Source organism: Protofrankia sp. Cj3, from assembly GCF_917627355.1.
Lineage (GTDB): Bacteria > Actinomycetota > Actinomycetes > Frankiales > Frankiaceae > Protofrankia.
The window spans coordinates 4,228-17,674 of record NZ_CAKJTR010000089.1 but is presented as its reverse complement, the minus strand read 5'-3'; the positions used below and the strand labels follow the sequence as shown (position 1 = coordinate 17,674).

At 67.4% G+C, this 13,447-nt stretch carries 12 protein-coding genes; 7 read left to right on the top strand and 5 right to left on the bottom strand.

The window, feature by feature from the left end; genetic code table 11:
• Positions 1 to 189 precede the first annotated feature (189 nt).
• Positions 190 to 1,245, top strand: a complete 1,056-nt coding sequence (locus MJ783_RS13645) for a hypothetical protein (protein WP_239310807.1) — start codon at positions 190 to 192, stop codon at positions 1,243 to 1,245.
• A gap of 85 nt (positions 1,246 to 1,330) precedes the next feature.
• Positions 1,331 to 1,912 carry a TerD family protein gene (locus tag MJ783_RS13640; protein ID WP_239310806.1) on the top strand — a complete coding sequence of 194 codons (582 nt, stop codon included), beginning with the start codon at positions 1,331 to 1,333 and terminating at the stop codon, positions 1,910 to 1,912.
• Between the two features lie 126 nt (positions 1,913 to 2,038).
• Here MJ783_RS13640 and MJ783_RS13635 read toward each other — a convergent pair whose 3' ends face one another.
• Complete coding sequence (locus tag MJ783_RS13635) at positions 2,039 to 2,332, bottom strand: type II toxin-antitoxin system RelE/ParE family toxin (protein ID WP_239310805.1); 294 nt, start codon at positions 2,330 to 2,332, stop codon at positions 2,039 to 2,041.
• Positions 2,329 to 3,927, bottom strand: coding sequence for a hypothetical protein (locus MJ783_RS13630; protein WP_239310804.1), 1,599 nt, complete (start codon positions 3,925 to 3,927; stop codon positions 2,329 to 2,331). The genes MJ783_RS13635 and MJ783_RS13630 overlap by 4 nt, the downstream gene beginning before the upstream one ends.
• Before the next feature lie 622 nt (positions 3,928 to 4,549).
• Between MJ783_RS13630 and MJ783_RS13625 the strand changes: the two genes are divergently transcribed.
• Both MJ783_RS13625 and MJ783_RS13620 read left to right on the top strand, forming a co-directional pair.
• Positions 4,550 to 4,906: a DUF5999 family protein gene (locus MJ783_RS13625; RefSeq protein WP_239346766.1), complete on the top strand. Its 357-nt coding sequence runs from the start codon at positions 4,550 to 4,552 to the stop codon at positions 4,904 to 4,906.
• Positions 4,907 to 4,991: 85 nt separating this feature from the next.
• Positions 4,992 to 6,482 (top strand): phosphatase PAP2 family protein, encoded by a 1,491-nt coding sequence (locus MJ783_RS13620; RefSeq protein ID WP_308127783.1) that lies wholly within the window; start codon positions 4,992 to 4,994, stop codon positions 6,480 to 6,482.
• Here MJ783_RS13620 and MJ783_RS13615 read toward each other — a convergent pair.
• A complete protein-coding gene (locus MJ783_RS13615; RefSeq protein ID WP_239310803.1) occupies positions 6,391 to 7,293 on the bottom strand; it encodes a hypothetical protein in 903 nt (300 codons plus the stop codon). The genes MJ783_RS13620 and MJ783_RS13615 overlap by 92 nt on opposite strands.
• Positions 7,294 to 7,814: 521 nt before the next feature.
• On the opposite strand from MJ783_RS13615, the gene MJ783_RS13610 reads away from it, so the two are divergent.
• Positions 7,815 to 8,579, top strand: coding sequence for a pirin-like bicupin family protein (locus MJ783_RS13610; protein WP_239405654.1), 765 nt, complete (start codon positions 7,815 to 7,817; stop codon positions 8,577 to 8,579).
• Positions 8,580 to 8,647: 68 nt separating this feature from the next.
• Here MJ783_RS13610 and aceE read toward each other — a convergent pair whose 3' ends face one another.
• A complete protein-coding gene (aceE, locus tag MJ783_RS13605; RefSeq protein ID WP_305039430.1) occupies positions 8,648 to 11,401 on the bottom strand; it encodes a pyruvate dehydrogenase (acetyl-transferring), homodimeric type in 2,754 nt (917 codons plus the stop codon).
• Positions 11,402 to 11,656: 255 nt separating this feature from the next.
• Here aceE and MJ783_RS13600 point away from each other — a divergent pair, with 255 nt between their 5' ends.
• Together MJ783_RS13600 and MJ783_RS13595 are read left to right on the top strand one after the other, a co-directional pair.
• The gene (locus MJ783_RS13600; RefSeq protein ID WP_239310801.1) at positions 11,657 to 12,061 is read left to right on the top strand and encodes a YjbQ family protein; all 405 of its coding nucleotides are present in this window, start codon (positions 11,657 to 11,659) and stop codon (positions 12,059 to 12,061) included.
• A 186-nt stretch (positions 12,062 to 12,247) separates the two neighbouring features.
• A complete protein-coding gene (locus MJ783_RS13595; RefSeq protein WP_239310800.1) occupies positions 12,248 to 12,685 on the top strand; it encodes a DUF3052 domain-containing protein in 438 nt (145 codons plus the stop codon).
• Between the two features lie 275 nt (positions 12,686 to 12,960).
• Here MJ783_RS13595 and MJ783_RS13590 read toward each other — a convergent pair.
• The coding region (locus tag MJ783_RS13590; protein WP_239310799.1) for a DUF4234 domain-containing protein at positions 12,961 to 13,447 on the bottom strand (487 nt) is incomplete at its 5' end.

Sequence of the window (13,447 nt, the reverse complement as noted above, 5' to 3'; positions counted from 1 at the left end):
GCGTGGCGCGTGCGCCTCGGTGAGGCTGGCGGGCGCCGAAGGCTCGTTGTGATTTCGCTGCGTACCTGATTGCGTCGGTGCGAGGGTGGTCCGTTGATCTGCGCCCGGTGAGGACTGGGACCGTTTCTTTGGCGCGCGGACGGGCGGATCCCCTGTGCAGGCAACCTTCGTCGACCTACGCTCAGTTCGATGACGCGGTTCGCGGATCGTGACGGTGGCACGGGGGGACGGCATCGATCTCCCTGGGGGAGATCGGGCCGGATCCTTCCTGTCCGTTGGGGGCGCATCGTCGCCGCGGCCACGGCGTTGCTGATCGTCGTGGGGATGGGTGCGTGGCTGCGCTTCCGGCCGGTCGGGGCGCAGGCGGTCTCACCGCATGAGCCCGCGGCCGTCGCGGTGACCGGGGCCCCCGGCGCCGTCGCCGGGGGCGTGACCACGCCGCCCACCCCCGTCGACACGGGCCGCGGCAGCGGGAACGAGGCCGCGGTCGGCGGCGCTCCCAGCCCCGCCGGACGAGCGACAATGCCGCTGCCGATGGTCGCCGCCGACGGCAGCGCCCGGATCATCTCTCCCACGGCAACCGCGGCCTCGGTCGCGGGCCTGGTGTTCGCGCCCGGCACGGTCGGCTTCGGCTCGGTGAACTCCTCGGCCACGGTGGAACTGCGCAACATCGGTACTACCGCCGTCGACTACCGGTTCGCGGCAGCCCCGGCCTGGCTGACCATCGCCCCTTCGGCCGGCGCGGTCGTCGCGGGTGGCCGCGCGACAATCGTTTTTTCCCTCGACCGTGCCGCCGCGCCGGTTGGCACGGTGGATATCCCGGTCGCGGTCGCCGCCCGCGGCGGTGGGGCAGCGGCCGACAGCCGCGGGGCGATTCGGGTGACCGCGGCCGTGTCCGGTCCGCCCGCCATCGACTCGGTCGCCGCGGTCCCCTCGATCGTCTACCCGCTGGGATGCGCGTCCGCGTCCAGCCCGGCCCGGTCGACGGTGTCGGTGCGGGCGACCGACTCGACCGGTGTTTTCGGTGTACGGCTGGTCGCCCGGCTGCCGGATGGCCGAACGACGGCCACCTCCCTCGATCTTGACAGCGCGACCGGGCAGCAGTCCGCCTGGTCCGGGCCGGTCGGGCCATCGACCACCGCTGGTCCGTTGTCCTTCACCGTCACGGTCACCAACCTCAACGGTTTGCATGCCGACTCCACAGGTTCCCTGGACGTGCGGGAGTGTCCCGCCCCGGCCGGGTGAGGGGCGTCGCGGGGCCGATGTCCCCGGCTACCGGATCATGGCCCTTGCGCCACTGCGGAGGTGACAGAGGCGTTAAGCTCCGCGTATGGCATCGGTGTCGCTGTCCAAGGGCGGCAATGTGTCGCTCAGCAAGGTCGCTCCGAACCTCACGGCGGTGACTGTCGGCCTGGGCTGGCAGGTACGCCAGACCTCCGGCGCAGACTACGATCTTGACGCGAGCGCGATTGTCGTCAACAACCTGGGCAAGGTTCTGTCCGACCAGTACTTCGTCTTTTTCAACAACCTGATGAGCCCCGACGGGGCCGTGAAGCACCTGGGTGACAACCTTGTCGGTGGCGGCGGTGGCGATGACGAGCAGATCACCGTCGAGCTGTTCGCGCTCACCCCGCAGGCGTCCAAAGTCGTCTTCGCGGTGTCGATCTACGATGCGGAGTCGCGCCGGCAGACCTTCGGCCAGGTTCGGGACGCCTTCATCCGGGTGGTCGACTCGACGGCCGGCACGGAGATCGCCCGTTACGATCTCACCGAGGACGCCTCCACCGAGACGGCGATGATTTTCGGGGAGCTCTACCGCTACGCCAACGAGTGGAAGTTCCGCGCGGTTGGCCAGGGCTATGCCTCCGGCCTGCGGGGGATCGCCCTCGACTTCGGGGTCAACGTCTCCTGAGCGCCCGTGCGGGCCACCGCGGCTGCCAGCAGGGGCGTAGGAGAGCGGCGAGCTCCGACAGCACCGGTGGCCCGAGCCGAACGTGGGCGAGCCGTTCCCGTCGCGGGAGTGCCGCCGGCTGCCGGGCTAGGAGGCACGTCGGCCCTGATCGTTAGATCGGCTTTGATCGCCGCGTTTGGCAACGACCATGACACGTACGGTAAGGGTATTGGCATCTACCTGGTAGAGGATCCGCCAGGCTGGACCAGCCGCCTCCCACATGGTGGAGCGCGACTCCGACAGGGGCGTCCCGGCCTTGCGGGGATCGTTGCGCAGCGGCCCATGGAAGAATCGGCGGATCTCGCCCGCTGTTCTGTCCGGCAGCCGTTCCAGGTCGCGCTCGGCCGACGCGGAGACGGTCACTTCGTGTCGTGTGCTCATGCTGTCCCGCCGTCCGCGGGCGCGCCCAGCGGGAGGATCGGCGTCGGGCATATCCGGTTGTTCACACCGTGATCGTAGAAGTCTTTGTTGCCGGCTGTCGCAGGTTCCGGTGGCCAGCCCGCGCCTTTCCCCGGCAGTGGCGGCGGCTCGGCCGCGGCGCGGGCCGCGGTGACCTGATGCCAGCCGAACGCGGCGGCCGGGGGGAACAGCAGCAGCGTGGGCAGCATGTAGCGGTAGTCGAAACACACGGTTGCCGACGGGATGACCAGCAGGGCCATGCCCGCGGTGATGAGCAGCGCGCAGTCGGCTCGGATCCGCCCGGTTTCGCCGTGCTCCTCGTTGCGCGATGCCCGGGACCGACGCGGGACCCCGGCGGCGGCACCGAGCACGGCCAGTACGGCCAGCGCGCCCAGCGCGGGCCCGGGGGTGTAGACGTGGCGCTGGTAGGCCCGCAGGAACGCGGCCGGCGCCGGAGCCACGCCACGGGCGGCCCAGCCACCGTCGAAGGTTACGAGCGGCGCGCTGGTGTTCCAGTAGGCGGGCACCGGGCCAGCGGGGAAGTGCCAGGTACCGACAGGCCAGTCACGCGGGCCGGTCCGCCGCCCGGGCGCGAAGTAGTGGGCCACGTCGCCGAGCACCATCCGGGCGTAGTCCTCCGGCTGGTGCTCGATGACCTGGTGGGCGAAGTCAGCCAGGGCGGCCTTTTTCGCGGTCTCGGGAAGGCCGAGGGTGAAGCGGGGGCTGTGGTGGTTCCACACGTAGTAGTTCGGGCCGGGCCGCTCGCCCGGCGGGTGGGGAGAGCACAACTGGTTCGTCGACGGGGTGAGATCGAGGCGTGCGCAGTCGGCGATGGGCGCGACCCGGCCGTAGAGCCAGTAGGTGTCACCACCGGTCAGTGCGTAGGAACCGTGTGTCGTATGAAACCAGAACATGTACCCGAGTAGCGGTACGGCCAGCGTCCCGGCGAACGCAACTGATCGTGACCATCCGACCCGTCGGGCGACGAGGTAGAGCAGCGCCAGGAGCCCGAGGGCGATACCGACTGTGCGGACGAGCGCGGCGAGCGCGAGTGTGCCGCCGGCGAGCCCGCAGGCCCACGGCGACGGTTGCGGGTCCCACAACAGGGCGACGACCCCGGCGACCATCAGGACGTCGAACAATGTTTCCGCCATGACGAAGTGCTCGATGTTCACCTGGTAGGCGTCGAGGAGCACCGGCGCCGCCGCGAGTGCCGCGACGCCAGGCGCGATACCGCGGTGCGTGAGAAGCGCGTAGAGGACAAGCCCGAGCGTCACACCGAGGGCGTGTTGAACGGCGGGTACCACCCACAGTTCGCCGGTCCCGGCCAACGCGCGCAGCATGGCCGGGTAACCTGCGGGCCGGACCGAATCCGGCGTGAGGTGCCGGGCGAGCTGGAGATAGGCGTAGGAGTCGCCGGCAAATTCAAACGCGGGCCGGTAAGCGGCCATCGCGAGCACCCGTAATGCGCTGGCCAGGCTGGCCAGAAGGATTATCAGGCAGTGCCGTCGCAGGTCAGCCAGGCGTATGCCGAACATCGGCAGCAGGGCGCGCCAGCCGGCGGGGATGGTTTTCATGCATGTATCGCGAAATACACCCGAAAGGACTTCGCCTCGAACGGACGAGGCGGCGGCAGCCGCTGCCGCTGCCTCGCTGCCGCCGTGCTGCCCGTTGCCGTGCTACCCGTTGCCGCCGCACGGGCCGGCGCCGCGAGCGCCGTCGTGGTCCGGACGTCGGCAGTGCCCGCGTCCGGGCGGTATGGCGGCTGATACCTCGGCATCTTCATCGACATGAACCGCTCTGTAGGTACCCGTGCGGGCCGCCCACGGGGCCGCGAGATCCCGGCCGGCCGCCAACGGGCCGGGTACGGGCCTGTAATGGGTCCAGGAAAAGGTACCGAAGACGTTTTCCCGCCATCAGGCGGCATCGATATATCCGATATCTGTCACCGGGTAGTTTCAACGTGTTGATTGCTGGTAGTGGTGGTCGCGACAGAGAAGCGGTCGGCTACGAAGCGCGTCGAGTTGTGGCTCTCTCGTCATCCAGCGATCCGCGCATCTACCCATGAAGCATGCTGCCTGTGAACTCCGTCCGCATCCGAACTCGATGCACATCCGAAGTGCGTCCACATGGGAACCATGTCCACCGCGAAGACAGGTAGGTCGATGTGACGTCCGTTACCTGGGGGCGTAATCTTCTGTGACTGTGCGAGGAACAACGGTTTCTGGAGATCCATCGACAAGGACGTCGGCGAGTTCACAGGTACCCACCGCGTCCCACCTGCCCGGCCCGGCGAGCTGTCCGCACTCCCCGGCCTGTCCGTCCGCCGCCAGTCCCGACCGGGACGCCGCGCGGGTCACGATTCGGCACTACGATCAGGGATGGAGCCTGCTGTGCAATGGTGTGATCCTGTTTGACGACACGGGGGAGATTCTGCCGACAGGGGGCACCATCGAGCCCCGGCGAGGACTTCCGAGCCTGGTGAGCAGCGCTGCCGCGGCGGTTGTGACACGCCACCAGACAGCCCTGCCGACACCGCGTAGCCGCACTGCCTGACGCGGCCCGCCAGCAGCGGGGCCTTGTCACCGGGAGCGGGCTGCCCGCTGACGGGGCACGATTGCTGCTCTCGGTCGTTTCCGGCGTGGACCGGGCCGTCTTCGCCCGGCTTGCCGCGGTTCGTCCGCTGGTCGACCCGATCCTGCCGGGCCTGTCCCGGGCTGGCGACCACGGCCTGCTGTGGTGGGGGACAGCGGTGCTGCTTGGCGTCAGCAGAGGACGGCGCAGGCGAGCGGCATTTCGAGGCGTGCTGGCCCTCGGGCTTGCCAGCGCGACCGCGAACGGACCAGCCAAGGTGGTGTTCCGCCGGGGCCGTCCTGATCAGAACGGCGTACCGTTGCGCCGCCGGCTCCGCCGGGACCTCACAACTTTTTCCTTTCCCTCCGGCCATGCCGCCTCCGCCGCGGCGTTTGCCACCGCGGTCGCGATGGACGCGCCGGTCACGGCGATCCCGGTCGGGATCCTCGCCTCGGCTGTGGCCTTTTCCCGGGTCTATGTCGGCGTCCACTACCCCAGTGACGTTCTCGCGGGTGTCGCCATCGGGGTTACGGCGGCGCTGGCGACGACCAAGGTCATGCCCAGGCGTCCGTACACTCCGGTGCGGGCTCGTCCGGCGCCACCATCGGTGCCGGCGTTACCCGACGGCGCGGGCCTGGTGGTCGTCGTCAACGAACAGGCTGGCGGTGGTCACAACCATGACATCCTGGCGGTCATCGGCGCGTTCCTTCCCCAGGCGGAGATCCTGCGGGCAGGCGCCGACAGCGAGCTGAGGCAGGCGCTGCTCGAGGCCGCGCGGCGCGCCAGGGTGCTCGGCGCGGTAGGCGGCGACGGAACCGCCGCCGAGGCCGCCCAGGTCGCGCTGGACCACGGCCTGCCGCTCGCACTCTTCCCCGGTGGCACTCTCAACCACTTCGCCACCGACTTGGGCCTCGGCTCTGCCGAGGCCACGGCGCGCGCGGTGCGAAGCGGCACGGCGGTCAGCGTCGACGTCGGGCGTATCGACGGTGTCCGGCCGGCCGGGAGCCGATTCGGGCATATCTACCTCAACACCGTGAGTATCGGCAGTTATCCGGACATGGTCGCCATCCGGGAGAAGCTCGAGGCCAGGATGGGCAAGTGGCCGGCTATGGCATGCGCGCTGGTCTCGGTGCTGCGGCGCGAACCGGCGGTTCAGGTGGAGATCAACGGGCGCCAGCGCCGGCTGTGGCTGGTCTTCGTGGGTAATGGGATCTACCGGCCGGACGGGTTTGCCCCGACCTACCGCGAGCGTCTGGACGAGGGGCTCCTGGACCTCCGCCTTGTCGACGGCAAATCCCCGTTCGCCCGGACGCGGCTGGCGGGAGCCATCCTGACCGGTTCCCTTGGCCGGAGCCGGGTCTACGAGCAGGCATCGGTCAAGCAGGTGCGGCTACTGTCCAGGCAGGGGCCGTTGCCCTTCGCGCACGACGGTGAGGTCGGCACGGAGATCGTTCATTTAACGATCACTACGAATGCCGTTCGCCTGATGATCTATCGGGAGGAAGATCCCGGCCCGGCTGTCGCCGTTCGCCGCCGTAGCGGTTCTGCGGCGGGATGAGCGTGTGCAGCGGTGCCGTCAGGCTGGCGAGCGTATCCGGGTCGAGGATGTCCTGGACGAGCAGTGCGCAGGCGAGATCGGCACACAGCTCCATGACACGCTGGTCGGCAGCGGCGTCATCTGTATTGATCATATTGCGGCAGGACGGGCACAGCCGCCAGAACCCCTCGGCGGCGCTGCGCCGGACCAGAGTCCACACGCGCCGGCGACCGGTACGCACGGCGCTGTTGAAGGCGGTTTCCATCGCGTCCCGGTGCTCGCTCTCGTCGCGGGTGAGCGCGGTGACGAGCAGGCAGTCGTAGACCCGGAGGCTGTCGGCATCGTGGCAACGGCGCGCGAGTACCGGCAGCGCCGCGAGGACCCGTTTGACCTCGGATCCGAAAGGGCCGAGGTCCGGTTCGTGGCCTCGGCCGCGAGGGTAGACGGCACGCCACGGTCGCATCAGCGCCGCGTACTCCGACCGTGTGAGGATCGGTTTTGCGTAGGCGGCGGCGATTGCGTCACGAATCGCCTTGAGCGCGGTCGCGGTGATGCCCGGATCGACCGTCACGTAGTCGTCGATGCCCGCGAGGTCGTCGGCGTAGATGGCCGAGAGCGCGTCGAAGGCGGCGAGAACCTCGACAACCAATGGGGCGTCCGGTGAGAGCGCCTTGTCCCGCGCGGCGGCGAGCTGTGAGGTGTTGTGCCAAGCCGACGCGAGCTGGTTGAGCTCAGCGTCACTGGTATGTACCAGTTGCGTGAGGATGGTAAGAATACCACGCAGGTTGGGGTGATCCTCCAGCCGGTTGATCCGACGTGACCGCAGAATCATGTTTTTTTCCCGAGTGTTATGCGGGCCACCTCACGACCTCGCGTTCAGGTAGTAACGCCAGGTAACAATTGTGTTGCTGGTAACCGATGACATCTGTTTCGCCGAGCTGTCGGCAGCCGTCACATCGCCTCCTCGGAGGCACTCACGTTGCGTTTGGACCACCTGACCAACAGCCTCAGGGGCTGGTGGGGCAGCGGTAGCGCGATCATAGCTCTTTCAGGTTCCCGGCAGCCCCCCAGGGCCGGGAGAGGCGATGGTGCTGCAATCATCAGAGCCCGCCTGACCGCACGATGACCGTGCGCTCAGGACGGTCATCGTGCGGTCGGAGACCCTTGGGACCCGCCGCTCGGGACCGTCCTGACCGCGAGGTGAGGACGAATACGTTGGACCATGGTCTGGGGGCATCCGCGTGGGACGCACTCTACGACAACTCGCGAGCTGAGAGTAGCTGCACCAATGGTAGCGGACAGGTATAGATGAGTGACAAGAAAGGGTAGGACGGGACTGTGACTGATATCTCGATGTCGCGAGGAACGGCGATTGCCGTCAGGCGCTCGGACAGCCGGGCCGTCACCCGAAAGCCATGGTTGGAGTCGCGCCACTCGTTCGCGTTCGGTCGTCACTACGACCCTGCCAATACCCACTTCGGCCTGCTGCTGGTCAACAACGACGACAGTATCGCTCCTGGTGGCGGTTTCAGCACCCACGCGCACCGGGACATGGAGATCGTGACCTGGGTCCTCGAGGGTGAGCTCACGCATACCGATTCCACCGGAAGCAGCGGTGTGATCAGCCCCGGGATCGTCCAGCGCATGAGCGCGGGCACCGGGATCCTGCACGCGGAACTGAACGCGGCGGCGGGCTCCGAAGCGGGGGAACATGTTCCAGGAGATCCCGGTACAGTGCGCTTTATCCAGATGTGGGTGACTCCGGACATAGCGGGGATCACCCCTGGCTACGCCCAGATGGATGTGACGGACGCGCTCGCCGCGGGTGACCTGGTGGCGGTGGCCGGCGGCGGCGGTTCGCGGGCGGCGGTTGACATTCGGCAGAACAACGCCATCCTGCATGGCGCACGCCTGCCCGAGTCCGGCTGCGTGCGGCTGCCGGCCGCGCCCTGGGTGCATCTGTTCGTCGCGCGTGGCACGGTTACGTTGGAGACTTCTGGTGATCTCACCGCTGGTGACGCGGCCCGGATCCGAGGCTGCGACGGGCTCGTGGTCAGCGCCTCGGCCGGGCCGGCGGAAATCCTGGTCTGGGAGATGCACGCCACCCTCGGCCGGTGAGAGCACCCGGCCGGGGCCCAGCGGCACCCGCCGGCGGCATCCCGGCATCGGGATGCCGCCGGCGACCACTAGTCACGCAGTCCGTAGCGACGGATCGCGTCCTCGACGACGGCGGTCTTGACCGAGCCGTGGCGCGCCAGCGCCTCCAGCGTCGCCACCGTGATCGATTGGGCGTCCACGTGGAAGTGGCGACGCAGTGCCGCCCGGGTGTCGGAGCGCCCGTAGCCGTCGGTGCCAAGGGAGGAGTAGTCCTGTGGAATCCACCGCGAGATCTGATCCGGTACCGCCCGCATCCAGTCACTGACGGCAATCACTGGTCCGGGCGCCCCCTCCAGGAGACGGGTCGCGTATGGCCGGCGTTCCACTGAATCCGGATTCAGCAGATTGTGTTCCTCGCAGCTGAGAGCCTCCCGGCGCAGCTCGTTCCAGGAGGTCACCGACCACACGTCCGCTTCCACGCCGAAATCGTTCGCCAGCAGTTCCTGGGCCGCCAGCGCCCACCGCATACCGGTGCCGCTGGCCAGCAGCTGTGCGCAATGCGGTGCCGCGCCTGACGCGATCTCCGCCGGCGACCGAGCGGTCAGGCCAGCGTCGGCGAACGGCCGGAACAGATACATACCGGCGAGGATCTGTGCCGGGTCGATCCCGGCCGGTTCGGCCGGCTGTGGGAAAGGCTCGTTGTAGACGGTCAGATAGTAGAAGACGTTTTCGTCGCGCTCGCCGTACATGCGGTCGAGGCCGTCGCGGACGATGTGGGAGACCTCGAAAGCAAACGCGGGGTCATAGGCCACACAGGCCGGGTTCGTCGAGGCGAGCAGCAGCGAATGGCCGTCCTGGTGCTGGAGCCCCTCACCGTTGAGAGTGGTGCGCCCGGCGGTGGCACCGAGCAGGAACCCGCGGCCGAGCTGGTCACCGAACGCCCACATCTGGTCGCCGGTCCGCTGAAATCCGAACATCGAGTAGAAGACGTACACCGGGATCATATGGACCCCATGGGTGGCATACGCGGTGCCCGCGGCTATGACCGAACCCATCGAGCCGGCTTCGTTGATGCCCTCGTGCAGCATCTGGCCGGATTCGGACTCCTGGTAGGAGAGCAGCAGGTCGCGGTCGACCGCCTCATAGCGCTGCCCGTGCGGTGAGTATATTTTGGCGGTCGGGAACATGGCATCCATACCGAAGGTACGGGCTTCGTCCGGGATGATCGGGACGAAGTGGGCGCCTATCTCCTTCGTCTTCAGTAGATCCTTGAACAGGCGGACGAAGGCCATGGTGGTCGCCACCGGCTGTTTGCCCGAGCCCCGCCGTAGATCATCAAAGATTGATTTCGGCGGCTGGGGAAGGGGCCGCGCCAGCACGACCCGCCGGGGGAGCGAACCGTCGAGGGCGGCCCGTCGCTCCCGCATGTACTGGATCTCGTCCGAATCCGGGCCGGGATGGAAGTACGGGGGCAGGTCCAGCTCGAGATCGGCGTCGGGAATTTCCAGGTAGAGGCGGTCGCGGAACTCCTTCAGCTCGCCCTTGCTGAGCTTTTTCATCTGGTGCGTGGCATTACGGGCCTCGAAGTCCTTGCCCAGCGTCCAGCCTTTGATGGTGTGGGCGAGGATGACCGTGGGCTGGCCGGCATGCTCGGTCGCGGCCTTGTAGGCGGCATAGAGCTTGCGGTAATCGTGACCGCCGCGTGAAAGTTTGCGCAGGTCGTCGTCGGAAAGGTCCTTGACCATGCGGCGCAGCCGGGCGTCCGCCCCGAAGAAGTGCTCCCGGATGTAGGCTCCAGACGACGTCGTGTAAGTCTGGAACTGACCGTCCGGCGTCGTGTTCATGCGGTGCACCAGGACCCCGTCGGTGTCCTGGGCGAGCAGGGGGTCCCAGTCGCGCCCCCAGACCACCTTGATGACGTTCCAGCCGGCACCGCGGAACAGGGATTCCAGCTCCTGCATGATTTTGCCGTTGCCGCGTACCGGGCCGTCAAGACGCTGCAGATTGCAGTTCACGACGAAGATCAGATTATCGAGTTCCTCCCGGGCCGCGATGCCGAGGGCGCCGATTGATTCGGGCTCGTCCATCTCGCCGTCGCCGAGGAAGGCCCATACCCGGCTGCGCGAGGTGTCCTTGATTCGCCGGTTCAGCAGGTACCGGTTGAACCGGGCCTGATAGATGGCATGGATCGGTCCGAGGCCCATCGAGACCGTCGGGAACTCCCAGAAGTCGGGCATCAGACGTGGGTGTGGGTATGACGAAAGCCCACCCGCCTCGCTCTCGCGGCGGAACGCGTCAAGAGAGCCGGCGGTCAGCCGGCCCTCAAGAAAGGCTCTGGCGTAGATTCCTGGCGAGGCGTGGCCCTGGACGAAGATCTGGTCGCCGGAGTCGCCGCCCGGCCCCGCGGTCAGGTTGTCCTTACCGCGGAAGAAGTGGTTGAATCCGACCTCGTAGAGTGCGGCGCTTGAGGCATAGGTGGCGATATGACCGCCAACGCCATATTCGGGCCGATTTGCCCGGCTTACCATGATTGCCGCGTTCCATCGAATATACGCGCGTATGCGCCGTTCGATGTGCTCGTCGCCCGGAAACCACGGCTCCCGTTCCGGCGGAATGGTGTTGATGAAGTCGGTGCTGGTGAGCCCAGGCACACCGACGGCCTTCTCCCGGGCCCGCTCCAGCAGCTTGAGCATGAGGAATCTTGCCCGACCGCGGCCCTGCTCGTCGATCACTGAGTCCAGGGAATCCAGCCATTCGCTGGTTTCGGACGGGTCGATGTCCGGCAACTGGCTGGGAAGGCCATCGGTGATGACCGAAAACCTCCTGCCGCTGTCCTTCGCCACGCGTTCTCCCTGTCGTCACTTGGTCGTTGTTCGCATGTTTGGTCGCGAGTAGGTCCCCTTCCATCGTGCTCTGTGCGGGCCGTCTCGTCACGCGCGCCCCTGGTTACCTGTCGGTAGGGAGGCGGGCTGGCGGCCCGCCGCGGCCGGCCCGGCGCCACCGGCCGATCGGCCTGTCACCGGTGCGCCGGATTTGTGAAACCGCTGGGGACAATGGCTGACGACGACGACGGATGGCGGCGGGGGCGAAGGGGATTCATGGAGACGACGACGCTGTCGGTGCGCACCGGCGACGAGGAATGTGTTTGTGATCTCACAGCCGCGGCACGACGATTCGTGACCGGTCGCGGGAGCGGTCTACTGTCCGTGTTCGTCCCGCATGCGACTGCCGGACTCGCGATCCTTGAGCTCGGGTCGGGCAGCGACGCGGATCTTCTCGCCGCACTTGCGGGCCTGCTGCCAGTTGATTATAAATGGTATCACGCGCACGGGTCGAATGGTCACGGAAGGTCACACGTATTGCCCGCGTTGATCGCACCATCGTTGACCGTCCCGGTTCTCGATGGTCATCTGCTGCTCGGGACATGGCAGTCCATCGCATTGGTTGATCTCAACGTGGACAATCCCGAACGCACGGTTCGGCTCTCGTTCCTGTCCGGATGAGAGGGCGCGAGCGGCACCTTTGTCCACAACTACCGGCGTGGCACTTGCGCTGCCCGGGGGTGCTCCGGTGGACTAGGTCTACGGCGATGCGGGCGGTAGGTGGATCGAAAGTCCACCGCGCGGCCCAGCCGTTGCACGCGGACAGCGTGTCCGTGTGCTGCTGACACGAGCAGGAGGTTGTTGAGGGTGAGTCCGACCGCGGCGAACGCCGAGGGTCAGCGGCGTGCGGAACGTCTGGGTATCACGCCAGGGGTACTGGTTCAGTCGCTTAACGAAGACGATGACATCGCCCATGATCTTCTAGGTGCCGTCACCTCTGTCAGCGGAACGGAACTCGTCCCGGAGGACTCCGACGATGTGGTCGACGTTGTACTGCTGTGGTGGCGGGACGACGACGGCGACCTCGTGGAGGCGCTCATCGACGCGCGCCGCCAGCTGTCCGAGGCTGGGGTGATCTGGCTTCTGACGCCGAAGGCCGGCAGACAGGGGCATGTCGAACCCAGTGACGTCCTGGAGGCGGTACCGACCGTTGGCTTGGTGCAGACCAGCACCGTGAGCGTTGCCGCGGAATGGGCCGGAATGCGTCTGGCCGCACCGAAGTCCCAACGGATCCGGCATCGTTAGAGCCCGTTGTGAATCTTGTGTTCGGACCGCGAGCCGCGTCCAGGTGGTTCCTGGCACGGAGGAAGGCCGAACCGATACCGGATGAGCCGTATCGGTGTGGCCGACAACGAAGCCGGGTGCCGGCTGGGCGTGGATCGCCCGGACAGAAGATCTGAAACAGGTTCCTGGTGTCCCTTGGGACCCCGGTCGCCGGCCAGATCCGGTGGCGACCGGGGGTACGGGCCGCCCGTTGGGCAGCGGCGGCCGGTGAGCGGGGCCGGCTGTGGGTGGGTGTATCAAGGCCGGGCGGGCAGGGGGACCTGCTGCCCCTCGACCGCGCCCGGGTAGCGGTCCCAGATGCGGTTGATCTCACCTTGCAGGTTCAGCGGGCCACAACCGAGAAGAAAGACGGTGAACGCGGCTCCGGTTCGTAGCGGGGGCAGACCCGCCGCTTGTTGTGCTTGGCGTACGTGCGCACACAGTCGCCAGATAGTGACGAACGGTGGAAAGATGAGGAAGACGCCGAGCGTCACCGCAAGCACCGGACGGATCGGATCGATCACGTTTCGTTGGTCGTACTCGTTGAGCTCTCTGGTGATCTTATAGATCCAGATGATGCTGTATATACCAAGAGTGATGAGAGGAAGGCCGAGCCAGACGGCGAAGGGGCTGCGGCGTTTGCCGTAGATGCCGGTGTCTGCCGGCTGCGGGTAGCCGCTGGGAGCGGGTGTTGTCGAACCCGGGTTCGCGCGGCCGGGGACCGGCGGCCCGCCGGGCTGGGGC